The sequence below is a fragment of the Nocardia sp. NPDC004168 genome (assembly GCF_040610355.1).
GTDB lineage: Bacteria > Actinomycetota > Actinomycetes > Mycobacteriales > Mycobacteriaceae > Nocardia > Nocardia sichangensis.
In genome coordinates this window covers 104,257-129,643 of record NZ_JBEXME010000005.1, presented here as the reverse complement: position 1 = coordinate 129,643, position 25,387 = coordinate 104,257, and the positions used below count along the sequence as shown (strand labels likewise).

At 69.0% G+C, this 25,387-nt stretch carries 28 protein-coding genes; 13 read left to right on the top strand and 15 right to left on the bottom strand.

Features of this window, described 5'->3' with window-relative positions:
• Positions 1 to 14: 14 nt before the first annotated feature.
• Positions 15 to 869, bottom strand: coding sequence for an SAM-dependent methyltransferase (locus ABZW96_RS12420; RefSeq protein WP_355073984.1), 855 nt, complete (start codon positions 867 to 869; stop codon positions 15 to 17).
• A 74-nt stretch (positions 870 to 943) separates the two neighbouring features.
• Positions 944 to 1,807 carry a LysR family transcriptional regulator gene (locus ABZW96_RS12415; protein WP_355074429.1) on the bottom strand — a complete coding sequence of 288 codons (864 nt, stop codon included), beginning with the start codon at positions 1,805 to 1,807 and terminating at the stop codon, positions 944 to 946.
• Positions 1,808 to 1,963: 156 nt separating this feature from the next.
• On the opposite strand from ABZW96_RS12415, the gene ABZW96_RS12410 reads away from it, so the two are divergent.
• The 5 genes from ABZW96_RS12410 to ABZW96_RS12390 are packed head-to-tail and all read left to right on the top strand — an operon-like array spanning position 1,964 to position 6,835.
• Positions 1,964 to 3,406, top strand: coding sequence for a form I ribulose bisphosphate carboxylase large subunit (locus ABZW96_RS12410; RefSeq protein WP_355073982.1), 1,443 nt, complete (start codon positions 1,964 to 1,966; stop codon positions 3,404 to 3,406).
• A 21-nt stretch (positions 3,407 to 3,427) separates the two neighbouring features.
• The gene (locus ABZW96_RS12405; protein ID WP_355073980.1) at positions 3,428 to 3,850 is read left to right on the top strand and encodes a ribulose bisphosphate carboxylase small subunit; all 423 of its coding nucleotides are present in this window, start codon (positions 3,428 to 3,430) and stop codon (positions 3,848 to 3,850) included.
• A complete protein-coding gene (locus tag ABZW96_RS12400; RefSeq protein WP_355073978.1) occupies positions 3,840 to 4,844 on the top strand; it encodes an AAA family ATPase in 1,005 nt (334 codons plus the stop codon). Before ABZW96_RS12405 ends, ABZW96_RS12400 begins: the two co-directional genes overlap by 11 nt.
• Before the next feature lie 24 nt (positions 4,845 to 4,868).
• Positions 4,869 to 5,945: a class 1 fructose-bisphosphatase gene (locus ABZW96_RS12395; RefSeq protein WP_355073977.1), complete on the top strand. Its 1,077-nt coding sequence runs from the start codon at positions 4,869 to 4,871 to the stop codon at positions 5,943 to 5,945.
• Between the two features lie 11 nt (positions 5,946 to 5,956).
• The gene (locus ABZW96_RS12390) at positions 5,957 to 6,835 is read left to right on the top strand and encodes a phosphoribulokinase (protein ID WP_355073975.1); all 879 of its coding nucleotides are present in this window, start codon (positions 5,957 to 5,959) and stop codon (positions 6,833 to 6,835) included.
• Between the two features lie 7 nt (positions 6,836 to 6,842).
• On the opposite strand, the gene dinB is transcribed toward ABZW96_RS12390, so the two are convergent.
• Complete coding sequence (dinB, locus tag ABZW96_RS12385) at positions 6,843 to 8,084, bottom strand: DNA polymerase IV (RefSeq protein WP_355073973.1); 1,242 nt, start codon at positions 8,082 to 8,084, stop codon at positions 6,843 to 6,845.
• A gap of 129 nt (positions 8,085 to 8,213) precedes the next feature.
• On the opposite strand from dinB, the gene ABZW96_RS12380 reads away from it, so the two are divergent.
• Genes ABZW96_RS12380 through ABZW96_RS12370 form a run of 3 tightly spaced genes read left to right on the top strand, consistent with a single transcriptional unit; the run spans position 8,214 to position 10,669 of the window.
• Positions 8,214 to 8,594: a BlaI/MecI/CopY family transcriptional regulator gene (locus ABZW96_RS12380; protein ID WP_043691105.1), complete on the top strand. Its 381-nt coding sequence runs from the start codon at positions 8,214 to 8,216 to the stop codon at positions 8,592 to 8,594.
• Positions 8,591 to 9,541, top strand: a complete 951-nt coding sequence (locus ABZW96_RS12375) for a M56 family metallopeptidase (RefSeq protein WP_355073971.1) — start codon at positions 8,591 to 8,593, stop codon at positions 9,539 to 9,541. The genes ABZW96_RS12380 and ABZW96_RS12375 overlap by 4 nt, the downstream gene beginning before the upstream one ends.
• An 18-nt stretch (positions 9,542 to 9,559) precedes the next feature.
• A complete protein-coding gene (locus tag ABZW96_RS12370; protein WP_355073970.1) occupies positions 9,560 to 10,669 on the top strand; it encodes a winged helix DNA-binding domain-containing protein in 1,110 nt (369 codons plus the stop codon).
• Positions 10,670 to 10,985: 316 nt separating this feature from the next.
• On the opposite strand, the gene ABZW96_RS12365 is transcribed toward ABZW96_RS12370, so the two are convergent.
• Entirely contained in the window at positions 10,986 to 12,413 is a 1,428-nt protein-coding gene (locus ABZW96_RS12365; RefSeq protein WP_355073968.1) for a DHA2 family efflux MFS transporter permease subunit, read from the bottom strand.
• Positions 12,414 to 12,425: 12 nt separating this feature from the next.
• Entirely contained in the window at positions 12,426 to 13,229 is an 804-nt protein-coding gene (locus tag ABZW96_RS12360; protein WP_355073967.1) for a thioesterase family protein, read from the bottom strand.
• Positions 13,230 to 13,283: 54 nt separating this feature from the next.
• Between ABZW96_RS12360 and ABZW96_RS12355 the strand changes: the two genes are divergently transcribed.
• From ABZW96_RS12355 to ABZW96_RS12345, 3 genes are read left to right on the top strand one after another with little or no spacing between them, the layout of a single operon-like run.
• A complete protein-coding gene (locus tag ABZW96_RS12355) occupies positions 13,284 to 13,757 on the top strand; it encodes a helix-turn-helix domain-containing protein (protein WP_355073965.1) in 474 nt (157 codons plus the stop codon).
• 52 nt (positions 13,758 to 13,809) lie between these two features.
• Positions 13,810 to 14,223, top strand: a complete 414-nt coding sequence (locus ABZW96_RS12350; RefSeq protein WP_355073963.1) for an NUDIX domain-containing protein — start codon at positions 13,810 to 13,812, stop codon at positions 14,221 to 14,223.
• A 32-nt stretch (positions 14,224 to 14,255) separates the two neighbouring features.
• Positions 14,256 to 14,753, top strand: a complete 498-nt coding sequence (locus ABZW96_RS12345; protein ID WP_355073961.1) for a hypothetical protein — start codon at positions 14,256 to 14,258, stop codon at positions 14,751 to 14,753.
• A 63-nt stretch (positions 14,754 to 14,816) separates the two neighbouring features.
• Here the strand turns inward: ABZW96_RS12345 and ABZW96_RS12340 are convergent, their stop codons facing one another.
• The 4 genes from ABZW96_RS12340 to ABZW96_RS12325 are packed head-to-tail and all read right to left on the bottom strand — an operon-like array spanning position 14,817 to position 18,538.
• Entirely contained in the window at positions 14,817 to 15,416 is a 600-nt protein-coding gene (locus ABZW96_RS12340) for an ATP/GTP-binding protein (RefSeq protein WP_355074427.1), read from the bottom strand.
• Complete coding sequence (locus tag ABZW96_RS12335; RefSeq protein ID WP_355073960.1) at positions 15,397 to 15,771, bottom strand: DUF742 domain-containing protein; 375 nt, start codon at positions 15,769 to 15,771, stop codon at positions 15,397 to 15,399. Before ABZW96_RS12335 ends, ABZW96_RS12340 begins: the two co-directional genes overlap by 20 nt.
• 8 nt (positions 15,772 to 15,779) lie before the next feature.
• Positions 15,780 to 16,193 (bottom strand): roadblock/LC7 domain-containing protein, encoded by a 414-nt coding sequence (locus ABZW96_RS12330; protein WP_355073958.1) that lies wholly within the window; start codon positions 16,191 to 16,193, stop codon positions 15,780 to 15,782.
• A gap of 2 nt (positions 16,194 to 16,195) precedes the next feature.
• A complete protein-coding gene (locus ABZW96_RS12325) occupies positions 16,196 to 18,538 on the bottom strand; it encodes a nitrate- and nitrite sensing domain-containing protein (protein ID WP_355073957.1) in 2,343 nt (780 codons plus the stop codon).
• A 276-nt stretch (positions 18,539 to 18,814) separates the two neighbouring features.
• On the opposite strand from ABZW96_RS12325, the gene ABZW96_RS12320 reads away from it, so the two are divergent.
• Positions 18,815 to 20,368, top strand: coding sequence for a succinic semialdehyde dehydrogenase (locus tag ABZW96_RS12320; protein ID WP_355073956.1), 1,554 nt, complete (start codon positions 18,815 to 18,817; stop codon positions 20,366 to 20,368).
• A gap of 68 nt (positions 20,369 to 20,436) precedes the next feature.
• On the opposite strand, the gene ABZW96_RS12315 is transcribed toward ABZW96_RS12320, so the two are convergent.
• Together ABZW96_RS12315 and ABZW96_RS12310 are read right to left on the bottom strand one after the other, a co-directional pair.
• Positions 20,437 to 20,916: a DUF779 domain-containing protein gene (locus ABZW96_RS12315; RefSeq protein WP_355073955.1), complete on the bottom strand. Its 480-nt coding sequence runs from the start codon at positions 20,914 to 20,916 to the stop codon at positions 20,437 to 20,439.
• Positions 20,917 to 20,987: 71 nt separating this feature from the next.
• Entirely contained in the window at positions 20,988 to 22,202 is a 1,215-nt protein-coding gene (locus tag ABZW96_RS12310) for a transcriptional regulator (protein WP_355073954.1), read from the bottom strand.
• A gap of 113 nt (positions 22,203 to 22,315) precedes the next feature.
• Between ABZW96_RS12310 and ABZW96_RS12305 the strand changes: the two genes are divergently transcribed.
• The gene (locus ABZW96_RS12305; protein WP_355073953.1) at positions 22,316 to 22,738 is read left to right on the top strand and encodes an MmcQ/YjbR family DNA-binding protein; all 423 of its coding nucleotides are present in this window, start codon (positions 22,316 to 22,318) and stop codon (positions 22,736 to 22,738) included.
• Positions 22,739 to 22,742: 4 nt separating this feature from the next.
• On the opposite strand, the gene ABZW96_RS12300 is transcribed toward ABZW96_RS12305, so the two are convergent.
• The 4 genes from ABZW96_RS12300 to ABZW96_RS12285 form a co-directional block, all read right to left on the bottom strand.
• A complete protein-coding gene (locus ABZW96_RS12300) occupies positions 22,743 to 23,066 on the bottom strand; it encodes a hypothetical protein (protein WP_355073951.1) in 324 nt (107 codons plus the stop codon).
• Between the two features lie 89 nt (positions 23,067 to 23,155).
• Positions 23,156 to 24,295 (bottom strand): alkaline phosphatase family protein, encoded by a 1,140-nt coding sequence (locus ABZW96_RS12295; RefSeq protein WP_355073949.1) that lies wholly within the window; start codon positions 24,293 to 24,295, stop codon positions 23,156 to 23,158.
• Positions 24,296 to 24,338: 43 nt separating this feature from the next.
• Complete coding sequence (locus tag ABZW96_RS12290) at positions 24,339 to 24,650, bottom strand: nuclear transport factor 2 family protein (protein ID WP_355073947.1); 312 nt, start codon at positions 24,648 to 24,650, stop codon at positions 24,339 to 24,341.
• 61 nt (positions 24,651 to 24,711) lie between these two features.
• Positions 24,712 to 25,338: a TetR/AcrR family transcriptional regulator gene (locus tag ABZW96_RS12285; protein WP_355073945.1), complete on the bottom strand. Its 627-nt coding sequence runs from the start codon at positions 25,336 to 25,338 to the stop codon at positions 24,712 to 24,714.
• Positions 25,339 to 25,387: the final 49 nt, after the last annotated feature.

The window sequence follows — 25,387 nt, the reverse complement described above, 5'->3', positions numbered from 1 at the left end:
GCGGGTGGCGTCGCTCAGGTGTGGCGGAAACGGATGATGCCCGACCAGGGGGTGCGCATGGGTTTGCGGGGGTCGGGCTGGGGGAGATAGGTGAAGGGACGTAGGTACCAAGGTGCGCGGTGGAACTTGCGGGCGTGCAGCAGCAGGCTTTCCAGTTCGATCGGCTGCCAGCCGAGGTCTTCGAAGAAGCGGACGCCGTTGGCGGGTTCGAACTGCATCGGCGCGTTGGCGAAGGTGTCGCCGGAGCGCATCTTGCGCATGCCCAGACTCAGGTCAAGCAGCCACCAGGCGATCTCGGGGCGGGCCAGTGCGGTCGCGAGATCGGTGACCGTCGGCGGGTCGAGGTACATCAGCAGCCCCTCGGTGAGCACCAGGGCCTTGGACGCGCCGGTGGCGCTCGGGCCGATCGCGCCGAGCGCCTCGTCGAGGAACTTCATCCGCGCGTCCGGGTCGGCGAGATCGACCGCGCGGCGGATGAGCACGCAGTGCGGCGTCTCGCCGGCGAGGGCGCTGTCCTTCTCGGCGACGATCTCGGGGAGGTCCGCCTCGATCCAGAGCAACTCGTCGGGCAGATCGAGCCGGTAGGGGCGAGCGTCCAGACCGGCGGCGAGGTTGAGGACGCGGTCGCAGCCCTCGCCGATCGCGGTGGCTATGAGGTCATCGATCAGTTTGGTCCGCGTGACGATCGGCCACCCGTCGCGCATCACCGTAGGCGCGTTGTCGGCGATGGCGTGGCCGCGTTCGCCGGCCAGCCGGTCGGCGAGCGGATCGCGGAACAGCGCGTCCGGGCGGATCGTCTCGCGTGCCCGGTAGGCCGCGACCCAGCGCGCGGTGTCCGAGACGTTGGACGGAACATCCCCTCGGGTCATGCGAGTCAGTCTGTCATATTCGTCCAGTCGGTTTCCGTGGCGGCTGTGGTGCCGGTTCGCGCAGGTCGCGGGCCTCAATGCGGGTGGAAGGCGTCGGAACCGACCTCCGCGGGGTCGAGCAGATGGGCGAGGAACAGGCGGGTGGTCGGCGTCGGTGTGCGGGTGGTGATGGCATGCCAGGGACGATCCAGCGGGGTGCCCTCGACCGGGAGCACGCGCAGCGCGCCGTTCTCCAGGTCCTGGGAGATGGCGTCGCTGTGGATCAACGTCACGCCGAGTCCTTCTCGCGCGGCGGCGAGGACGGCGCCGTGGGAGCCGAGAGTGAGCACGGGCGGTTCGATCCGGAGTTGGTCGAGTAAGGCGAGGGTGGCCTCGCGGGTGCCGGAGCCGCGCCCGCGCAGCAGCCAGGTGGTGTGCAGCGGGTCGAGTTCCGGTAGGCCGACCACGACCAGACGGCTGGGCCGCCGGGCGCGCACCACCAGCCCGGTGTCGCGTGGCGGGCGGCCTGCGATGACGAGATCCGTTTCATGGTGCTGCAATTCGAGGAACAGCGCGTCGCGCGGATGCACCGACAGGCTCAGTTCGATGTCGGGGAACCGGCGGCGGAACGAGGCGAGCGGCCGCAGCAGGACGTACTCGCCCGCGGTGGCGACCACGCCGATCCGCAGCCGCCCGGTCTCGGCGCGGCGCACGGCCGCCTGCGCCTCCTTCATCAACCCGAGGATGCCGCGGCAGTACTCGGCGTAGACGCGCCCGGCCTCCGTGAGCGCGATGCCGCGCCCGGACTTCGCGATGAGCTTTGCCCCCAGCAGTTTCTCGATGTGCGCGACGGCCGCGGAGACGGCGGCCTCGGTGATGTGCAACTGCGCCGCGGCGCGGCGGATGCTGCCGTGGCGGGCGACGGCCAGGAAGGTTTCCATCCGAGCCGCGCTCACCATACCCACCCGAGAACGGTAACAAACTCAACGAATATGTTGAGTGTCGCGAGAAACAATCAAATTGTTTGTCGGTATCCGGCCCGTCATCCTGGAAATCCCAAGGCACGCCCGTTCGCCCGGGTGCGGGTGTCCCGCAGTGGCACAGCAGGAGGAACGATGGCCGAAGAAACCGAACGCGACCGCTGGGATCCGGGTGTCCAATCCTATGCGTCGATGGGGTATTACGCGCCCGACTACCAGCCGTCGGATACCGACGTGCTCGCCGTGTTCCGGGTGACTCCGCAGCGCGGTGTCGATCCGATCGAGGCGGCGGCCGCGGTGGCGGGTGAATCCTCCACGGCGACCTGGACGGTGGTGTGGACCGACCGGCTCACCGCCCACTCGCGCTACCAGGCGAAGTGTTACCGCATCGACGAGGTCCCGGGGCGGCCGGGGGAGTACTTCGCCTATATCGCTTACGATCTCGACTTGTTCGAGGAGGGATCGATCACCAACCTGACCTCCTCGATCATCGGCAACGTGTTCGGGTTCAAGCCGCTGCTGGCGCTGCGGCTGGAGGACATGCGCATTCCGGTGGCGTACGTCAAGACGTTCCAAGGGCCGCCGCACGGCACGGTGATGGAACGCGAATATCTCAACAAATACGGCAGGCCTCTGCTCGGCGCGACGGTGAAACCGAAACTCGGGCTATCCGCCCGCAATTATGGACGCGTCATCTACGAGGCATGCAAAGGCGGCCTGGATTTCACCAAGGACGACGAGAACATCAACTCGCAGCCGTTCATGCGCTGGCGCGACCGGTACCTGTTCGCGATGGAGGGCGTCAACCGTGCGATGGCGGAGACCGGCGAAATCAAAGGCCATTACCTGAATGTGACCGCGGCGTCGATGGAGCAGATGTACGAGCGCGCGGAGTTCGCCAAGGAACTCGGCAGCGTCGTCATCATGATGGACCTCACCGTCGGCTTCACCGCGATGCAGTCGATGTCGCATTGGGCGCGCCGCAACGGGGTGCTGCTGCATCTGCATCGCGCGGGGCATTCCACCTACACGCGGCAGAAGACGCACGGCGTCAGCTTCCGGGTGCTGGCCAAGTGGTGCAGGCTGATCGGCGTCGACCATCTGCACGCGGGCACCGTGGTCGGGAAACTGGAGGGCGACCCGGCGACGACCAAGGGGTTCTACGACACGTTGCGGGAGAACCACATCCGGACCGAGCCGGCCAACGGGATCTTCTTCGACCAGTACTGGGCGAGCCTGCCCGGTGTGATGCCGGTGGCTTCCGGCGGCATCCATGCCGGGCAGATGCATCAGTTGCTCGACCTGTTCGGTGACGACGTGGTGCTGCAGTTCGGCGGCGGCACGATCGGGCATCCGCTCGGCATCGCCGCGGGCGCGGAGGCGAACCGGGTCGCGCTGGAGGCGGTCGTGCAGGCCCGCAACGAAGGCCGCGACCTGTTGAAGGAAGGCCCCGATGTGCTCAGGAAGGCGGCCGAGATCTGCCGTCCGCTCGATGTCGCGCTTGCCACCTGGGGCGATGTCACCTTCGACTACACCTCCACCGACGCGCCGGACGCCGTGCCGACGGCCAGCCGCTGACCATCCAGGAAGGACGAGCCGATGTATCTGAGGCACGGAACATTCTGCTACCTGCCGCCGCTGACCGACGAGCAGATCGCCGCCCAAGTGCGCTACGCATTGCTCAACAGCTGGCCGGTGTCCATCGAGTACACCGACGATCCGCACCCGCGTAATGCCTATTGGGAGATGTGGGGGCTGCCGCTGTTCGACTTGGACGAGCCCGACGGTGTGCTGGCCGAGATCAACGCGTGCCGGGCGACTTTCCCCCGGCACTACGTGCGGGTGCTCGCCTACGACGCCCGCTACACCAGGCAGACGACGGCGCTGAGTTTCCTGGTGCAACGACCGCCCGACGAGCCGGGTTTCGTGCTCACCCGCACCGAGGGTCCCGACCGGATGCAGACATACGGCCTGCATTCGTATGCCACGACCGTCCGGCCGGGAGAGCGGTATGGCGGCTGAGCGCAACGGCTCCGGATTCCGTCTGCACCGGCCGGGGGCTGATGTCCCCGGCGCGGTACGGACGGCGTCGCCCGATCCGGAAGAGCCGGAAATCCTGGCCGAGGACGCGGTGCTGGACTTGTCGAGCGACATCGCGGGTCACGACGTCGAGGAAACGTTGCGCAGGCTGGACGCGGAGTTGATCGGGCTGGCTCCGGTGAAGCGGCGGGTCCGCGAGATCGCGGCGCTGCTGTTGATCGACCGTGCCCGGCAACGTTTCGGACTGACCTCCTCGCGGCCGACCATGCACATGAGCTTCACCGGCGGTCCCGGCACGGGCAAGACCACGGTGGCATTGCGGATGGCGCAGATGCTGCACGCCCTGGGCTACATCCGCAAACCGAAAGTGCACACGGTCACCCGCGACGATCTCGTGGGTCAGTTCATCGGGCACACCGCACCGAAAACCAAAGAGGCGCTGGCCAAGGCGGCGGGCGGGGTGCTGTTCATCGACGAGGCCTACTACCTGTTCCGGCCGGAGAACGAACGCGACTACGGGCAGGAGGTGATCGAGATCCTGTTGCAGGAGATGGAGAACGAACGCGCCAGCCTGGTGGTGATCTTCGCGGGCTACCCCGACCGGATGGACCGCTTCTTCTCCGCCAATCCGGGCCTGTCCTCACGGGTGGCCCATCACCTGGAGTTCGCCGACTACACGCACGCGGAGCTGCTGGGAATCGCCGAGCTCATGGTGGCGGCGGAGAACTTCCACTTCGACGACGCGGCGCGGACCGCTTTCGGGGAGTACCTGGAACACCGGATGGCCCGCCCGCGCTTCTCCAACGCGCGCAGCGTCCGCAACGCGCTCGACCGTTGCCGGTTGCGGCAGGCCAAGCGTCTCGTGGAACTGCGCAGACCGCTGACCAAGACCGATTTGATCACGCTGACCGACCGGGATGTCTACGGCAGCAGCGTGTTCACCGACCCCGAGCCCGCCGGCGAGCCGACCGTGTGACCCCGGTGACGAGATCGAGGCGTTATGCCAGAAGGACTGAAGACCCTCACCCGCTTCACCATCGAACAGGAGCATCGGCATCCCGGATCGTCCGGTGAGTTCTCCGCCCTGGTGAACGTGATCGCGACCGCGACGAAGATCGTCGCCAATCAGGTCACCAGGGGCGCGATCGTCGGCTCGATCGGTGCGTCCGAGCCGGACAATCTGCCGCCGACGGTGCATCGCAAACTGGACGCGATCACCAACGACATCATCGTCGCCGAAACTCAATGGACCGGGCACCTTTCGGCGTTGCTGTCCGAACAGATCAGCGAGATCCATCCGGTGCCCGCCACCCATCGGCGCGGGAAGTACCTGCTGGCCTTCGATCCGCTGGACGGTTCGTCGAACATCGACGTAAATCTGCCAGTGGGCACCATCTTCAGCGTCTTGCGCGCGCCCGCGCAGGGCCCGGGCCCTGCGGCGGCCGACTTCCTGCAGCCCGGCGTCGAGCAGGTGTGCGCGGGGTTCACCCTGTACGGGCCCGCGACCATGCTGGTGCTGACGACCGGCAGCGGGGTCGACGGGTTCACCTTGGACCGGGAGATCGGCGCGTTCGTGCTGACCCACCCGCGGATGCGCATCCCCGAGGACACCTCTGGATTCGCGATCAACGCGGCGAATGAGCGGTTCTGGGAACGACCGGTGCGCCGTTACGTGCACGAGTGCCTCGACGGCGTCGACGGCCCCCGCGAGCGGGATTTCAATATGCGCTGGGTGGCCTCGCTGGTCGCCGACACCTTTCACATCCTGACCCGAGGCGGGGTGTACCTGTACCCCCGCGACACCCGCCCGCCCACGCGTCCGGGAAGGGTGGCATTGCTCTACGGCGCCAATCCGATCGCGTTCATCGTCGAACAGGCCGGGGGCTCCGCGACCACCGGCAGCGAGCGAGTGCTGGAAGTGACGCCCGGCGACGTCCATCAGCGGGTGCCGCTGATCTTCGGCTCCCGCAACGAAGTCGAGCGCATCGAGCGGTATCACCGCGAACCGGACGAGGGCCCCAGCTTCGACAGCTCGCTGTTCGGCAGGCGGTCGCTGTTTCGTCCGGCCCAGCGCTGAAGAGGAGAACCATGTCGGTCAAGCACCCGGTCGTCGCCATCACCGGGTCCTCCGGGGCGGGGACCTCCAGCGTGACGCGGACCTTCCAGGAGATCTTCCGCCGCGAAGAGATCAACGCGGCCATCGTCGAGGGCGACGCGTTCCACCGTTACGACCGCAACGAGATGAAACTGGCCATGGCCGAGGCGGAGCAGAGCCGCAATCTGCGGTTCTCGCATTTCGGGGAGGAGGCCAACCTGCTGAAGGAACTGGAGACGCTGTTTCGCGACTACGGCGAGACCGGGGTCGGAACGGTGCGCCGGTACCTGCACGACGAGGCCGAGGCGAAGCCCTACGGCCAGCCGCCGGGCACCTTCACGCCGTGGGAGGAGCTGACGCCGGGCAGCGACCTGCTGTTCTACGAGGGCCTGCACGGCGCGGCGGTCACCTCCACCGTGGATGTGGCGCGATACACCGATCTGCTGGTCGGCGTCGTGCCGATCATCAATCTGGAGTGGATTCAGAAGGTGATCCGGGACAAGACCGAGCGCGGGTACTCCAGCGAGGCCGTGATCGATACGATCCTGCGGCGGATGCCGGACTACGTCACCTACATCTGCCCGCAGTTCTCCCGCACCTACGTCAACTTCCAGCGGGTGCCGACCGTGGACACGTCCAATCCGTTCATCGCGCGCACCATTCCGACGGCGGACGAGAGTTTCGTGGTGATCCGGTTCGCGGACCCGAAGGTGATCGACTTCCCCTATCTGCTGTCGATGCTGCACGACTCGTTCATGTCGCGGACGAATTGCATCGTGGTGCCCGGCGGGAAGATGGAGCTGGCCATGCAGCTGATCTTCACGCCGCTGATCCTGCGGTTGATGGACAAGCGGCCGAAACGCTCGTACTGAGGCGCGGCTAGTCGGGGAGAAGAGGAACCGAGAGGCCCTCGCCGCGGTTGAGGAGGGCGGCGCGGGTGACGGCGGCGGAGCCGAAGCGCTTGCGCAAGTCGTCGAGGGTGGCGTCGAGGCTGTTGGTGGCACGGGCTTCGAAGGGCAGGGCGAGCTGGACGGAGTCGGCGTCGTCGAGGTTGGTCAGCGCGAGACCGATCAGGGTGAGGCCGCGTTCCTGGATGAGCGGCATCGCCCCGGCGAGCAGCGTGCGGGCCGCGCTCAGGATCGTCTCGGTGTGGTCGGTGGCCCCGGCGAGAGTATGCGAGCGGGTGGCCCGGGTGAAATCGTCGAAACGCAGGCGTAGCACCACGGTTCGGCACACCCGGTCGGCGGCGCGTAGGCGACGGCCGAGCCGATCGGTGAGCCCGTGCAGATAGGCCTCGATCTCGTCCGGCGGCCGGTGCTTGCGGCCGAGGGCACGCTGGGCGCCGATCGAGCGCCGCCGCCGGCCGGTCTCGACCCGGCGCGGGTCACGCGCCCAGGACAAGGCGTAGAGGTGGCGTGCCGCGGCGGGACCGAGGATCGCCCGCAGCGGGCGCTCGCCGAGTTCGGCCAGTTGGCCCACCCGCGTGATGCCGTGCTCGTGCAACGTGCGCGCGGTGACATCGCCTACACCCCAGAGCCTTTCGACCGGCAGCGGATGCAGGAAGTCCAGTTCGCCGTCCGGCGGCACCAGCCGTAATCCGTCGGGTTTGGCGACGGCGCTGGCCACCTTGGCGAGGAACTTGGTGCGAGCGATGCCCACCGAGATGGGCAGGCCGACCCGGTCGCGGACTTCCGCACGCAGCCGCGTCGCGATGGCGACGGGCTCGCCCGCGATCCGGCGCAGTCCGCCGACGTCGAGAAAGGCCTCGTCGATCGAGACGCCCTCGACCACGGGTGTGGTGTCGAGGAAGATCTCGAAGACGGCTCTGCTCGCCTCGGCGTAGGCGGACATGCGCGGCGGCACCACGATCGCGTGCGGGCACAACCGGCGCGCCTGTCCGCCGTTCATCGGGGTGCGCACTCCGAACGCCTTCGCTTCGTAGCTGGCAGCCAGGACGACGCCGCCGCCGACGATCACCGGTTTGCCGCGCAGCCACGGGTCGTCCCGCTGCTCGACCGAGGCATAGAAGGAGTCGAGGTCGGCGTGCAGGATCGATGCCTCCGGCCGCGCGAGAATCCGGGGCCTGCCGGATCGGGAGACGGGCGCGTCGGACACGAACATATGTTCGCATATGGCCCCGACAGGGTGCGGTCGGAGCGGACGGATCTACTGGTTGCCTCCGTAGTAACCCACCCAAACCGGTAACCTGTTCCCACGACGGGGCACAGCTCGGATGAGGGAGTCGGTACGGTGCGTGGATTCGGGGATCTGGAGGCGGTGATCATGGACCGCATCTGGGATCAGGACGCAGAGGACACAACGGTGCGTGAGATCTTCGACGAACTGTCGGCTCAGCGCGACATCGCGTATACGACGGTGATGTCGACCATGGACAACCTGCATCGCAAGGGGTGGCTGGCGCGCGAACGCGCGGGCAAGGCCTATCGATATTGGCCGACGCTCACCAGGGAAGAACACAGCGCCCGGCTCATGCTGGAGGCGCTGGGTTCCGGCGGACGCTCGGATCTGGTGCTCAGCCATTTCGTCGATCGGATCAGCGCCGAGGAGTCGGCGGGGCTGCGTGCCGCGCTACGCAGACTCGCGGCGCGTAAGTCACCAGAAGTGCCGTGAGCCTGGCCCTGGCTCTGACGTTGTACGGCGGCGTCGTGGCGGCCTTCGGTCCGCCCGTGCTGCGCAGACTGACCCATCGCGGGATCGCGCCGCGGCTGGGTGTGATCGCCTGGGTTGTCGCGATCATCGGTGCGCTGAGCGCATGGGGGGTCGCGGCGGCGGTGCTGACCGTCGAGTTCGCCACCTACTGGGGACATCCGAAGGACGCGTTGCACGCGTGCGCCTCGTTCCTGTGGGCTCCGGTGGATGCGCACGGCGCCGCGGCCGGCCGTGCGGCCACGTTCGCGGTGGCGGCACTGGTGTCCACCGGAACCGTCGCGCTGGTGGCGCGCGCCGTGGGAGTCGTGCTGGACATGCGCAGGCGCACCAGCGTCCACGCGCGGGCGGTCCGTCTGGTCGGCAGGCCGGTGCCGGGAATCGGGGCGGTCGTGCTCGACTCACCGGAGCGGCAGGTGTATTGCGTGCCGGGACGACCCGACACCATCGTGGTCACCACCGCCGCGCTGGCGGCGCTGGACGAGGATCAACTCGCCGCGGTACTCGCGCACGAACGCGCGCACCTGTCCGGCAGGCACGCGGCGTTGACCGCGGTGCTGCGCGGGGTGGCCACCACACTGCCCGGCCTGCGGTTGTTCACCGGTGGTGCGGCCGAGATCGCCCGCCTGCTGGAGATGTGCGCCGACGACAAGGCCGCCGACGAGCACGGTTCGCTGCCGCTGTTGGGCGGGCTGCTGGCGATCGTCGGCATCGTCGAGCCCGCGCCGCCGGGTGCGCTGGCCGCGGCGGGCACGGCGGTACTGGCCCGCGCCGAACGGCTGGCCGACCCGGTCGGCGCGATTCGGCGCGCCACCACCCGCACCGCTTTGCTCGGCGTGATCGCGATGACGGTCGCCGGGTCGGCGCTGGCCGCCGCGCTGGTCGCCTGCGCGGGCACGATGCTGAACTGAGCAGGAGAAGGAGCGCGAATGCGGGCCACCTGGGATCAGGTTTTCGCCTGGCGGCTGGACCGGCACTATGTCTTGTCCCGGACCGACGAAGGTGCGGTAGCGGTGGCCGGGCGTCTGTGCGGTGTCCAGGCTCAGGTCACCTCGGCGGCCGAACTGGCGGTCGCACTGCGCAGCACGAAGCCCGAATCCGGCGCGCTGGTGCGCGCGCTCGACGAGGGCGCGCTGATGAAGACCTGGGCGATGCGCGGCACGCTGCACGCGCTGCCTTCGGAACAGGCCGCCGCCGTTCTCGCGCTCATCGGTTCCGCGCGCACCTGGGAGAAACCCTCGTGGCAGAAGAACTTCGGCGCTTCGCCCACGGAGGTGGCGGCACTGACCGAGGCGGTCGCGCAGGTACTCGACGCCGCGGTGCTCACCCGGGAGGAGTTGGTCGAAGCCCTGGTGTCCGCACCGGAATTCCATCGGCTGGGGGAGGAACTGCGATCCGGTTGGGGTGCGCTGCTCAAACCGCTGGCCTGGCAGGGCGTGCTGTGTCACGGCCCGGCACGAGGCACCAAAGTGACGTTCACCAGTCCCGCGCACCTGGTGCGCGACTGGCACGGCCTGCCCGATCTCGACGCCGCGGCGCGGGTGGCGATCCTCTGCTATCTCGGCGCCTACGGCCCGGCGACGCCGGAGACCTTCGATGCCTGGCTCAGCCGCAACAGCCTGCGCAAGACCACGGTGCGCCGCTGGTTCGCCGAGTTGGGCGACCTGATCACCGAAATCGACGTGGAGGGCCGCCGCGCCTTCCTGCCGGCCGACCAGGTCGACGCACTGGCCGCCGCCGCGCCGAGTGCGACGGTGCACCTGCTCGGCGCCTTCGACCAATACGTGCTGGGACCGGGCACCGGTGACACCGTGCTGCTGCCTGCCGCCCACCGTGCGAAGGTGAGCCGCACCGCGGGCTGGATCTCACCGATCGTCGTGGTGGGTGGGCGCATCGCGGGTGTCTGGGAGCTCGCCGAGGACGCCGTCGAGATCACCATGTTCGACGGTGCGCCGCTGCCTGCGCGGGGCCTGGAAGCGGCCGTCGCCCACGTGGCGCTGGCGGCCGGGCGCGAGAGCCTCACGGTGCGAGTCGCTTAGCGTTGCCATGCTGTGCCGACCGAAATGGGCTACTGGTGCCGATCCCGCCGCTCGTGGTCCGGCGATTTCAGCGCCCAGCCGCTGAACCGCCCGTCGCGTGGGACCCTGGTCGGCGTCCGGTGCCGTTCGGACGTCGACCAGGGATCGACTGAGTGTGCGGCCGACGAATCGGCCGATGACAGCCACCACGGACAGCGCCGCGATGGATCCGGAAAGTGCGGCCGCGGATCGCCGAGCCCTTGGCGGCGCGACGCGCGCTGTCGAATCGGCGCTGTCGAGCGGAGTGTCACGCACGGGCCATGGGCTTGGACCCGGATCAGGCGTCGGCCGACTCGATAGCCGATTCTGGTTGTGCGACAGTGGGTTTCGTAATACGCGCGGTCGCGCCGACCAAGCCCGCGAGGACCGCGACCACGGCCGTCGCGTACCACCCGCGCCGGAACGCGTCGAGTGTCGCCTCCGGGCTTGTAGGTGAGCCGAGCACTGCGACCAGGCCCGCGACGCCGACGGCGAGACCGAGCTGGCGCGCCATGCTCAGCACCGCCGATCCGGTGGCGAACCGCTGCGGCGGCAGTCCGCCGGTGCCCGCGGCGAAGGCGGTCGGCAGGGTGAGCCCGACGCCGATGCCGCTGACCACCATGCCGCCGAGCAGGCCACCGACATAGTCGGGCGTCAGGGTGATCGCCCGCGCCCACCACAGCATGCCCGCGCCGAACACGATCCCGCCCGCGGCGATGACCGGCCCGGCCCCGATCCGGCCGATCAGCCGTCCCGCCAGGGCGGCGACCACCGGCACCATCAGCGGGCCCGGCGCGATGGCCAGTCCGGTGCGCAACGCCGACCAATCCCAGACGTTCTGCGCCCACAGCACCACCGACAGCAGCATCGCGCCGAAGGCCACGTTGAACAACACCGCGTTGCCGGTCATCCAGGCGAAGTTGGGCGCGCGCAGCAGCGCCGGATCCACCACCGGGCTGTGGTGCCGGGCCGAGGAGACGACGAACGCCACCGTCAGGATCGCCGCCAGCGCGAACGCGACCAGCACCCGCGCCGACGACCAGCCCCAGCCCTCGCCCTTGACGAGGCCGAGCACCAGGCTCGCGATGGCCCCGACCAGCAACGCCGCACCAAGCAGGTCGGGCAGCCGCCCGCCGTCGCCCTCGGGATCGGGCAGCGTCCGCAGTCCGACCACCACGGCGGCCAGACCGATCGGCACATTCACCAGAAATACCCAGCGCCAGCCGAATTCGACGAGAAGGCCGCCGAGGACCGGGCCGAGCGCCGCGCCGAGCCCGCCGAAGGCGACCCACAGCCGCACGGCGGCGGCGCGGCGCGATGGGGGGCTGGCCGCGAGCACCAAGCCGAGCGAGGCGGGCGTCAGCAGCGCGCCGCCGACGGCCTGGAGCACGCGGAACAGCACCAGCGACCCGACGTCCCAGGCGGTGGCGCACAGTGCCGATCCGACGACGAAGACCACCAGCCCGAGCAGGAACGTGGTCCGGATGCTGCGACGGTCGCCCAGTCGTCCCGCCGGGACCAGCAGCGCGGCGAACACGATCGCGTAGGCGTTGAGTACCCAGGACAGTCCCGAGATCTGCGCTCCGCCGAGGTCGGCGGCCATGTCCGGCAGGGCGACGTTGACGATGAACAGGTCCAGGCTCGACAGCAGGACGCCGAGGGAGACGACGGCGAGCACGACCCGGTAGTCGGTGGCCCGGTTGGGCGGCGTGGATGAAGAATGCACGATCGTCTCCGTTCAGCCGAGCACGCGGCGGGTCTGGCGGGCCGAGGCGAGCAGCAGGCCGCTTCGATCCCAGATCGAGGTGTCGTCCACCGACCAGCCGCCGCCGGTCGAGGCGTTCACCGTGCGCACCAGCACCGGCGAGCCCTCGGTCGGCGCGTCGTGCAGGTGCATCGACAACGCCACGGTGGGAATCGCGACGGGCGCGCGCAGTGTGGGAAAGACGGCGGGCGGCAGGGCATCGGCGAGGATCGCGAGGGCCGCGGCATCGGTGGGCAACTCGGGGACGAGTTCGATCCACGCGCACATCATCGGTTCGTCCGCACCGGTCAGCGGCAGCGGCCCGGCTGCCGGACGGATGTCGAAATGCACGCCCACCGGAACGATTTCGGGCGGGAGGGCGAAGTGCGCACAGGAATCGGGATCGGGCACTCGTGGCGCGGGCGCGCCTGCGTAATCCGCGACGCCCGACGCCATGGCGCGACCGAGCGTGACGGACGCCCCGGCGACCGGGCTGCCGTCCTGTTCGGCGCCCACCTCCACCACGACGGTGCTGCGGCCGACGGCGCGTGCGGTCGCGTGGAAGGTGAGCACTTCGTCTGTGGTGGGGCGGCCCAGGAACCGGAGGTCCACGGCCCGCACCGGCAGCGGTTCCGCGGCGGCCGCGCGAGCCACCTCGATGAGCAGTGCCGCGATCACGCCGCCGTGCGGGCCGGTCCAGCCGCGCCAGGACCGGTCGACGCGCGCCTGCCACCCAGCGGTGCCGGTCTCGGTGAGCGCGAACTCCTCGGCGAGCGTCCGCTTAGTGAGTTGTTTCATGCAACGCACCATAAGCGAGTGAGTTCTATGAAGCAACCGACTATGCTGACGGATATGCGCAGGACGAGCTTCGAGGACATGAACTGCTCGCTGGCCCAGTGCCTCGAGGTGGTCGGAGAGTGGTGGACGCTGCTGATCGTGCGCGACGCTCTGTTCGGCGTGACGCGCTTCGACGACTTCCACACCCGTCTCGGCATCGCCCGCAACGTGCTCACCCAGCGTCTCGAGCATCTGATCGAGCATGGGGTACTGACCAGAGAGCCCTACCAGGACAATCCGGTTCGCTACGACTACCGGCTCACCCCGAAAGGCCGTTCGCTGTGGCTTGTCGTCACCGCGATGCGTCAGTGGGGCGACGAATGGGCCGCCCCGGACGGCCCGCCGGTGCAGACCGTACACACCACGTGCGGGAACCTCGCGACCGTCGAACCGGTGTGCTCCGAGTGTGGTGAGCACATCGCCCCACGCGACCTGCGCCCCGTTCTCGGCCCCGGCGCCAAGGATCCTTCCCTCCTGCCATCGCGCTGAGGCGGGTGCGGCCGGTTCCGCGTTCACCGCCGCGCGGCGATAGGCTGCGGCGGTGGCGGACGGGCGAGTGCGGCAACTGATCGACACGGTGGCGTGGGTGCGCATCGAGGAGGGACGCATTCTCTGCGCCAGACCGCGCGGCAAAGGCGTCTTCTACATCCCGGGCGGCAAGCGCGAGGGCGCTGAAACCGACCTGCAGACACTGCTGCGCGAGATCGAGGAGGAACTCACCGTCGCCCTGCTGCCGGAGACCGCAGCGCATGTCGGCACCTACGAGGCGGTGCACGGCCCGACGGACGGCGCGCTGGTGCGGATGAGTTGCTACACCGCGGATTATCGTGGAACGCTGGCCGCCAGCAGTGAGATCGAAGAGGTCGCGTGGTTCTCCTATGCCGATCGCGCCCTCGTACCCCCCGTTGATCAGCTGCTGTTCGACGATCTGGTGCACGCGGGTCTGCTGCGGTGAATCGCGGGCCGAACAGCGCTACCGTCGGCGATATGTCCTGGTTTCGGCCGCTTCTGCGCTACGCAGCCTACGCACTCCGGGCGCTGCCCCTGGCGGCGCGGCGAATTCCCACCCGATTGCGCGTGCCGCGGCGAATGCTCGGCGAATCCGTTCTGCCGCATAAATTCTCGGCTTTCCGGTCGGTGTCGCACTCGGTGCTCAGTGGTGGGGTGGGCCTGGTGACGTGGTTCCTGGCGTTCCTCGCGGCCCTGGGCGCGTTCCGCGGAGTCTGCTATCCGCTCGTCGCGAGTGATGATCTCGAAGATTCTTGGGGTGGCCCGACATTGGCGGGGGCGTGGGCGGTGCACGCGGCGCTCGGTGTCGGGTTGCTGCCGGTGTGGTTGCTGGCCCTGGCCGGGCTCGGCGCGTTCCAATTGCGGCTGACCCGCGGTTTGCTCGGCCGAAACGGGCCGCGGTGGCCCGCTCCGGCGGCGGTCGTGCTCGTCGCCGGTGGCGCGCTGCTGTTCGTCGCCTGGCTGCGGCAGGTGTGAGCCCGGAACTCTCGGGGTTTTCAGTCGCCGAGGGAGTGCACCGCGTGTGAACACGCGGCGCGATCAGGTGGTGGCGTGTGCGCGCTGTGCCCGCTGGATCAGATGCTCGACGAGGGTGAGCAGGACGTCTTTGCAAGAGCTGCGGTCGCGGGCGTCGCAGAGCATGACGGGGGTCACCGTGTCGAGGTCGAGGGCGTCACGCACTTCGTCGATGGTGTATCGCGGTGCGCCGTCGAAGCAGTTGACGCCCACCATGAACGGCAGACCACGCCGCTCGAAGAAGTCCACGGCGGCGAAGGAGTTGCCCAGTCTGCGGGTGTCGGCCAGCACGACCGCGCCGAGCGCGCCGCGCGCGAGTTCGTCCCACAGGAACCAGAACCGATCCTGGCCGGGCGTGCCGAACAGGTAGAGCACCAGCTCACGGTCGATGGTGAGCCTGCCGAAGTCCAAGGCGACCGTGGTCGTGGACTTCTGCTCGACGCCCGACAGATCGTCGATGCCGGTGCTCACCTCGGTGATCAGTTCTTCGGTGCGCAGTGGCGCGACTTCGCTGATCGCGGAGACCATCGTGGTCTTGCCGACGCCGAACCCGCCGGCGACGAGGATCTTGACCGAGGCGGCCAGTTGCGGTGTGCCGCTCGGGTCAAAGTTTTCGGATTCCATCCAGTACCGCTCGCAATATGTTGAGGTCATCGGGTCCGGCCTCCGTCGGAACGGGAGCGCGGAAGATCAGTTGCCCGTCGCCGATCAGGTCACCGACGAGGATCTTCGTCACCGCCAGCGGCAAACGCAACTGTGCGGAGAGTTCGGCGACGGTCTGCGAGACCCGGGACAGGCGAAGGATTTCGGCGTACTCGGGTTCACTGCGTCGCAGTGCGGACGCGGAGGTGTCCGCGACCACGGTGGTGAGCATATCCAGTTCGGGTCCGGCGCCGCTGGTGCGCCCGCGCGTGAGCGCGTAGGGACGCACCAGCGGACCGGCCGCCTCGTCGAACCAGGGCTCACGCGGATTGGTCATGGCGGTCGCTATTCGACATGTCCGACGAGGTCTTGGCGCGGAGTTGTGGACAGGTAGTTGCCTACGCGCTGGACGGTGAGGTTCATCTCGTAGGCCACCATGCCGAGATTGGCCGATTCGGCGGCCTGCAGTGCCAGGCAGGCGTTGTCGCCCGCGGAGGTCACGAACAGCACCGCGCGGTCCAGTTCGATGACCGCCTGGCGGACCCCGCCGCCGTCGAATCGGTTGCCCGCGCTGCGCGCCAGCCCGTAGAGCGCCGAGGACATCGCGCCGAAGTGTTCGGCGTCCTCGCGGTTCATTCCGCTGGAGCGGCCCAGCAGCAGCCCGTCGGTGGACAGCACCACCGCGTGGCGGACGCCGGCCAGCCGGTCGACGAGATCGTCGAGCAGCCAATTGAGATCACCTGCGGGAGAAGCGGACACACCTAGCCTTCCTGTTCGTCGGAAATGGCAGCGCGACGGCCCTGCCTGGTCCCGTTCTCGATGGCGGACATCAGATCGCGGGCTTGCTCGGCGGAGCGGGGCGGCTGTGCGGGTGCGGCCTGCTCCTGGACCGGCTGCGCCAATTGCGGTGCGAGGTTGGTCTGGCGGCTCCGGCGGGGCAACGCCGGACGGCCGTCCGGACCCGCTTGCGTCGGCGCCTCGGTATACGGGCGCGGTCCGTAGCGCGGGGGTGCGGCCGGTTCGGCGGAAAGGGTCGCCACCGGCGATGCCGACTGCGCGAACGTCCCGGTATCCGCCGCGACCGCGGCACCGGCGACGAGTTTGCGTCGGCTGCCGGGATCGGTGAGTTCCGCCGGTGTCTGCGGTGCGACGGAATCCGTCGCGATCAGCGCGGTCGGAATGAGCACGATGGCCTTGATACCGCCGTAGTCGGAGTCCGACAGCCGCACCGCGATGCCGTGGCGCGTAGCCAGCTGCGCGACCACGAACAGCCCGAGCCGGGAGTCCGCCGACAGCGCCGCCACGCCGAAATCCGGCGGGTTGCGCAGCATCTCGTTCATCTTGGTCAGTTCGGCTTCGGACATGCCCATGCCCTGATCGCCGATCTCGACCACTACGCCCTTGCCGACCACGTTGCCGGTCACCTCGACCCGCGACTGCGGCGGGGAGAAGGAGGTCGCGTTGTCCACCAGCTCCGCGAGCAGGTGAATGAGGTCGGCGACCACCGTACCGAGCACGCGGACCTCGGGCAGCCGCGCCACCCGGACCCGCGCGTAGTCGAGGGTCTCACCGACGGCGCTGCGCACCAAGTCGACCAGCGGCACGGGGTTGCGCCACTGCCTGCCCGGCTTGCCGCCGCCGAGGATGGTGAGGTTCTCGGCGTTGCGCCGCTCCCTGGTCGCGAGATGATCGAGGCGGAACAAGGTGTCGAGCAGGATCGGGTCCTCCTGCCGCTGCTCGGCTTCGTCGAGGATCTCCAGTTGCCGGTGCACGACGATCTGGCTGCGGTGCGCGATGTTCAGGAACACCGCTTTGACGCCCTCCCTGGTACGAGATTCGGCGACCGCCGCGGAGACGGCCGCGGAATGCGCGTGCTGGAAAGCCTTGGCCACCTGGCCGATCTCGTCGCTGCCGTAGTCCAGATTCGGGGATTCGACCGCGGGATCGACGGTCTCTCCGTCGCGCAGCCTGCGCATCATCTCCGGCAGCCGCTCATCGGCCAGGGCCAGCGTTTGACCGCGCAGCCGCTTCAACCGGCGGATGACCCGATTGGCGATCACCACGGCGATGAGAAACGCCAGCACGCTGACCACCAGCACGCCGCCGCCCGCGAACGCGGATCTGGCCGCCGCCGCGGCCGCCTTGTCCTCCGCGAGTTTCTGCGATGCCCGGTTGTGCCCGGTCCAGGCATCCATCAGGCCGCGGTTGACCTCGGCGGCGGCGCTGCGCCATTCCTGCGTGTTCAGTGGCAACGGCGGCGGACTCGATGAACGCGTACCGCTGCCGGATGTGCTCGAGCCGGTCGGCGCGGCAGGAGTCACGGCGCGCTGGGCGATGGCGTTCTCCATCGCGGAGAGCTGCTGCCAGGCCGGGCTCGCGGTCAGCGTCTGCAGTTGGTGCTGTTCGGCGCCCTGCAGTTCGGCGCTGAGCGCGGCGATCTCGGTGTGGTAGAAGCCGACCTGACGGACGTACTCCTCGGCGGGAATGGCCGGTGGCGCGGTGGCGCCGTCGACGTACAGGCCGCCGAGCGCGTTGCTGCGCGCCATCGCCTCGGTAGCGTTGAACAGGCGCATGCCGGTGGCGATCCGCACGCCGATTTCGGTGTACGGGGCGGTCTGCTCGGCGACTTTGGTGCCGACGGAGATCACGTCGAGCAGGCGGTTGAAGAACATGTACGCGTCCGAGGGCGGCAGCGCTGCGGCGTCGACGCCGGAACGCACGGCGGTCATGTTCTGCGTGAGGGTGGTGAAGTTGGCGACGTTGTCGCCGAGCTTGGAGTCGTCGATGTCGCGGAGGCCCTCGGAGGCCTGGACCAAGCCGCGCAGCGCACCGTCCAGTCGCATCCGCGCGGCGCCGAGTGGTACCGCCGCCGTGGGGTCGCCGCTCAGCTGTGCGAGCGTCAAGTAGCGTTCCTGCTGGACCGCCTCCATCAATTCCCTGGTCGAGGGAATGGCTTTCTGATTCTCAGCGGCCCAGTCCTTGGCTTTGGTTCCTTCCGCGACCAGATAGCTCGCAGCGCCCACGCCGACGACAAGCAGAGTCAGGCTCGGAATGAGCGCGATCGCCAGAATCCGGGTGCGGACCCCGAGCCTCGCTCTGAACATCGGCACAACGTAATCCACGAACCCGGCGATCCGGGCGTCCTGTCCCGGTGAGCGGGACTGGAGTTGACGTGACACACGTCCTCATGATTCGGCGGCGCTCTACCGAAAATTATTGCCGGAGCACATAACTGGGAGGTGATGGCGTCCGGCGCGGCTCACCTGAGCGGTCGGCCGTGGCCCGATACGCCCCGAAATCCTCCCGTGGCCGGTTCAGGGCGCCTCGAACGCGGCGTAGATTGTCCGTATCCCTCGGTTACTTACAAGTAGGAGGCAACGATGCCCGCGCCGGAAGCCGATGTATTCGACCGCCTCAGCGCGCTGGCCGCGATCGAGGCGCCCGCAGATCGTCAGCGCAGGACGATCGCCGAGACCTTCACCGGAAAGCCGCTCGGCAGCGTGCCGGTCGGCACGGCAGCTGATGTCGCCGCCGCCTTCGAGAAGGCCAGGGCCGCGCAGCGGAGCTGGGCGGCCAAGCCGGTGGCCGAACGCGCCGCCGTGCTGGATCGTTACCGCGCGCTGGTGGTGGAGCACCGTGAATTCCTGATGGACGTCGTGCAGGCCGAGACCGGCAAAGCGCGCTGGGCGGCCCAGGAAGAGATCATGGGCCTGATGTTCGCGGCCCGCTATTTCGCCAGGATCGCACCGAGCCTGCTGGGCGGCCACCGAGTACCGGGCGCCTTTCCGGTGCTCAACCGCGCCTCCGTGCGGTACCAGCCCAAAGGCGTGGTCGGCGTCATCGCTCCGTGGAACTACCCGCTGCTGCTGTCGATCGGCGATTCCATACCGGCGCTCATCGCGGGTAACGCCGTGGTGGTCAAACCCGACAGCCAGACTCCGTTCTCCACGCTGGCCGGTGCGGAATTGCTCTACCGGGCCGGTCTGCCCCGGGAGCTGCTCGCGGTCGTCCCCGGGCCGGGCGGCGTTGTCGGCACCGCGATCGTCGAGGCCTGCGACTACCTGATGTTCACCGGGTCGTCGGCGACCGGCCGCACCCTGGCCGAACAGTGCGGCCGCAGGCTGATCGGCTTCTCCGCCGAACTCGGCGGGAAGAATCCGATGATCGTGGCCGCTGGCGCCGACCTGGACAAGGCCGCGCGGGCGGCCGTGCGCGCCTGCTTCTCCAACGCCGGGCAGTTGTGCATCTCGATCGAGCGGCTCTATGTCGAGCGGCAGGTCGCCGCGGCGTTCACCGAAAAATTCGTCGCCGCCACGAACGCGGCCAGACTCGGTGCCGCCTACGATTATTCGACCGACATCGGCAGCCTCATCTCCGAAGCGCAACTGGAGACGGTGTCCAAGCACGTCGCGGACGCCACCTCCAACGGAGCGAAGGTCCTCACCGGCGGAAAAGCCCGCCCGGATCTGGGTCCGCTGTTCTTCGAGCCGACCGTCCTCGCCGAAGTGACCGACGAGATGGAATGCGGCCGCGACGAAACCTTCGGACCGCTGGTGTCGATCTATCCGGTCGACGATGTCGAGGAGGCCGTGCGCCTGGCCAATGACACCGCCTACGGTCTCAACGCCTCGGTGTGGGCGGGAAGCAAGTCCGAAGGCGAGCGGATCGCGGCGCGGCTGCACGCGGGCACGGTCTGTGTGGACGAGGGCTACGCGCCGGCATGGGGCACCACCGGGGCGCCGATGGGCGGTATGGGTATCTCCGGTGTGGGGCGCCGCCACGGGCCGGACGGCCTGCTCAAATTCACCGAGCCGCAGTCGATCGTGGTCACCCGTTTCATGAACCTCGACGCGCCGAAACTGTTCCCCAAGGGCAAGTGGCAGCCGTTCCTGATGACGGTGGCCCGGAGTCTGCGTTTCCTGCCCGGGCGCTGAGACACGACGTCCGTCCGGGTGGTCGTGCCCACCCGGACGGACGACCCGCCGGTTCGGTCGTGCAGGGGTCACGCCAACCGGTCGGCTCCGGTGCGCGGCGGCCCGCCCGCCGCCAGCGCCGCTGCTTCTTCGTCGGTGAGCAGCCGTGATCTGATGACGAAACGCATGTCCTCGAGTGCGTCCGAGGGGCCGCCGCCGGGCTCGTCGGCCACGTCCACGGTGAGGTGTGCATGCTTCAAGTGCTCGTATTGCTCCCCGCTGATCCACAATTCGGTGTGCCAGGGAAGGCTGCCCAGCAGAACGTCCTCACCGCCGATCCGGGACTCCCGGATGGGCAGGCAGCGCGGCGAGCCGCTGTCGTGGTGTCGGTCGGATTGGTGCAGCAGCACGGCCCCGTGCTGGTCGATCACGTGGCGCAGCACGGCCCTGGCGCGGTCGGTGATGTCCACCGGATGCGTTCGGTGCGCCGCCGTACCGCGTGGGCGACGGAGCCGGGCATCGGGTAGTCGGCGATGCCGGAGTCCGGCCCCCGGTCTGGTGTAGCTCATGATTCCTCGCAGATATCTCGGACCGACCCACTATGGTCCGCCGAGGTTGGTGCGAGGTTGGTGGGAAAATCTCAGTCGCGCAACGCGGTATGCAGCCGAGCCGCGACCAGGGCGCGGCGCACGTCATCGGGCGGCAGCAACCGCAGCGCGTGCTCGTGAACCGCGATGTCACGGGGCACGCGTTCGCCGAACGCCACCGCGTGCTCGGCGCGGTCCCCGGCGAGCACGGCGGTGCGCACACCCACGTCGAGATGATCACGCCACTGCAGCACGGCGGGCGCTTCCGATCCGGGCAGCAGCGGCCCCCGGTACAGCCAGACCGCCGAGGTGGTGTCGCCCGCGGTGACGGCGGCGAGCAGGTCGACGGCGTCGCAGGACACCGGACCGGTGAGGGCATAACGGCGATTGCTGATCTCGCCGCCGATCGCGCGGCGCAGGTGCGAGACGTCGGCTTTCAGCGTGCTGATGGAAACCGCGCGGTCGCCGTAGAGGGCGGCGTGCAATTGCTCCGGGGAGAAGCCGTCCGGCTGGAGCGCCAGCAGCGCGAGGATCTCCAATTGCCGAGGCGGCAGGGGCAGCGGCACGCCGTCGCGCACCAGTCGCGCGGCGCCGAGGCATTCCAGCCGGATTCCCGGCTCGGGCACGGGCGCGGCCGTGCGCAACATCGTCTCCACCGCCGTCACCAGCGCGCGCACCGAGGTCCGCACCGCGGGATGGGAACGGTCCCAGGTACTGGACAGATCCAGCGCGCCCACCTGCCTGCCGTCGGGGCCGTGGATCGGTGCGGAATAGCAGACCCAGCCGTGCAGGGCGGCGACCAGGTGCTCGGCGGAGAACACGGAGGCAGGGCGATCGGTGTGCAGCGCGAGGGCGAGGCCGTTGGTGCCCATATGGCTTTCGTCCCAGCAGCCGCCGGGTGCGAGATTGACCTGCTCGGCCTGCCTGCGCAGGGTGCGGTCACCGCAGGACCACAGGACGGTGCCCGCGCTGTCGGTGACCACGGCCAGATAACCGGAGTCCTCGGTGACGGCGCGCAGTTCACCTGCGAGCGCCGTCACCGGATCGCGCAACGGGGAAGCGGCCCAGCGGTCGCCGATGTCGTCGACTCCCGGCGCGCCGGTGGTGCCCGGATCGACGGTGTGCAACGACCGCCGCCAGGATTGCGCTACTTCGTTGCGCAGGACGGTGTTCCGTGGCTCCGGTGTCGCCCGCGGAGCCGTCGCCCAACGCTCCCATTCTCTTTCCAGTTCGACCCGCTGTTGCGTGAGGGTGCGGAACCGCGCCACGTGGAAGACCCATCGTCGTGTGAGCTCGTAATCGCACTCTCATTCTGGCGGACGCCGGTGACGGTGGCGAACTGTTCGAGCCCTACCGGCCGGTCACGCCATAAGCTGCTGGCATGGCGACCGGTACTCCACGTGCACGGCTCGCCGACGTGCACGCAGTGGCCTCGGGCATGCCCCACGTGACGCGCGTCGACGGACCACGCGGCAACCCGATCTACCAGGTCGGGGGCAAATCGTTCGTGTTCTTCCGCAATCCGCGTCCGGACGCGGTCGACCCGGCGACCGGCGAGCGCTATGCCGATGTGATCGTGATCTGGGTGCCGTCGGAGTCGGACAAACAGGCGCTGGTCCAGGACCCGGACTCGCCGTTCTTCACCACGCCGCATTTCGACGGACATCCGTCGGTCCTGGTGCGCGCGGCCGAACTCGGCGAACTGAGCCGTCGGGAGCTCACCGAGGTCATCCAGGACGCCTGGCTGGCCCGGGCCTCGCGTAAGCGCGCGGCGGACTGGCTTGCCGCCCATCCGCCGCGCTGAGCGGTCATTTCCGGATGAAAATGCCTGCGACGTCGGCGTTCTTGATCGGGGTGTCGGCATTGGCCTGTGCGCCGCACAGCAAGTCGACCGAGACCATCGTCGCGTCCACCACGGTCCCCGCCGGCTCGCGGTCGTCCTTGCTCTGTTGCTTGACGAACTTGGTGATCGTCGTGCGCTTGGTGTCCTGGTCCTGCTTGATGTACTCGCTGCACGGGGTGTCGCCGCCGCGGTTGAGCGCGCGTTCGATGTCGGTGCAGCCCGCGAGCGCCATGGCGACCATCGCGATCCCGAGGCCGGTTCGGCCGGTCCGTGACAGCGTGGCGTTCATGGGACTCCTCCTGAGGTTCGGCGGCGCTGCCCGCCGCGATCGGACTCCAGACTAGAGCGCTCCCGGGCGTATGTTCACCACGACAGGGGCTAGGCGCGAAAGACGCACAGCGGGACGTCGATCTCCGCGGGGGTGAGCGAACCGTGGTGACCGACCAGCCGGGACTGCAGCGGTTCCGCGCCGGTCCGGATGACGCCGCGCCGCCCGCGGGCGACCACGACCAGATCGCCGATGCGCTGGGCGATCGCGGGGTCCACGGTGGGCCCGAACCAGCCTCGGCTCACGGCTTCCGCTTTGCCGAGCACCTCGAAGTCCGCGCCGAGAGTAGCCTGCCAGGCTGCCGCGACATCGGGTTCGGCGCCCGGCTCGGTGTAGACGTGCCGGGCGCGGGCTTCACCGCCGAGTGCCCGGACACCCTCTTGCAACACGGGAGTGGTGTCGAAATCGATACGGTCGTCCAGCAGCACCATGCCGTGATCGGCGGTCACCAGCAGCGCCGCTCCGGCGGGCAACTCCTCGGCGAGCGCGGCGGCGAGCCGGTCGGCATGGGCGAGTTCCAACTCCCAAGATCGCGAGGCGGGTCCGCGCACGTGTCCGGTGAGGTCGAGATCGCCGTGGTAGGTGTAGACCAGGGAGCGTGGACCGGCGCGCAGCGCCTCGCTCACATTGGCGACGAGATCGCCGAACGACAGCTGGGGACGGAACTCGCAGCCGCGCAGAACCGCCTCGGTCAGTCCCGATCCCGCCTGATCGCGCGGCGACACCTGTGCGACGGCGATGCCGTCGGCGGCGGCGCGCTGGAAAACCGTTGTGCGCGGCTGGAACTCCGTCGGAGCGAGTTCCTTCCGCAGATCGGACTTCGGTACGCCGTGCAGCCGCCAGGACAGCGGAGTGAACAGCGAGTCGTAGCCGGGGACGTGGAACAGATAGCCGACGATGCCGTGCTCGCCGGGAGGAACACCCACCCCGAGCGAGGCCAGGCTGGTGGCCGTCGTCGTCGGGAAACCGGCCGTGAGCGAGGTCGGCGCGAGACCGGACAGGAAGGGCGCCGCAGCGGGATTCGCGACCAGATCGTGGTAGCCGAGCCCGTCCACCAGCAGGACGCAGACCTGGTCGGCGTCGAGCTCCAGCCCGAGGCGGTCCGCCTCGCCGGGCACGCCGAGACCGGCGAGGACGGAGGGGAACAGGTCGGCCAGGGAACCCGTACCGTAACGCGGCGCGACGAACACGAAGGTCAGGATGTCAACGCGGACGGCAGGCTGGCAAGGGCATTCACGCCTGCCCGGTCTCGAAACGGCTCACCTTGCCTTCGCGCAGGACGAATCGCCAGGTGGTTCGCATCGAGCCCCAGCGTGTATTGGTGTAGTCGGCGACCAGTTCGGTGCCGTCGTCGCCGACCGACTCGACTTGCATGCGGGCATTGCTGTCGAAGATCTCCGCTTCGGTCCACTGGGCGAGGTTGCGCTCCACACCGTCGTCGGACATGGTGGCGTCGTCGGTGAGCACCGCGTAGAACCGGTCTTGATCATTGGCGTTGAGCGCGTCGACGAACTCCTGCACCGTCGGATCCAGCTGCGCGGTCATCCGTGTCGTCCTCTCGGATCGGTGTGGGGAGCATCGGAGGAGCAAACGTCTGGCGTTCACTCTAGGGCAGCGGCGGCGCGCCGGGTTCGATCAATGTCGCGAAGGTCCGCATCACGTCGTCCACCAACGCCGAGCCGGTGGTCCCGAACTGTCCCGCGCGCTTCTCCAACTGTCCGTCCAGCCACAGCGAGGCCAGGCCGTGGCCGAGTCCCCAGAACATGACGGCCAGTGTGTCGGCTTTGTCGGCGGGCAGCGCGCCCGCGCGAACGCACTCCGTGATCGCGTCGGCCAGCACTCCGAAAGCCGCGTCGCCGGCTGCCATGGTGTCGGGATGCTTGTCGGGCTGGGAGAGTTCGGGCCGGAACATCAGGCGGAAGTAGGCCGGTTGCTCGCGGGAGAACCGCACGTAGGTGTTCGCCAGCGCGGTCAGGGCGGCCATGGGCGTTTCCGCCTCGGCGCGGGCGGCCGCCAGTTGCGCTCCGAGCATCTGGAAACCCTGGGTGGACAGTGTTGCCAGCAGCGCGGCTCGGTCGGGGAAGTGGTGGTACGGCGCCGCGGTGCTCACGCCTGCCTCGCGAGCCACCCGGCGCAGGCTGACCGCGGCGAGCCCTTCGGTTTCGATCAAACGCAGGCAGGCGGCCAGCAGCGCGTCGCGCAGGGCGCCGTGGTGGTAACTGGTCCGCGTCACCGTCCGAGCGTATGCGACGTGTCCTGGACAACCTAACTATGCGGTGCTT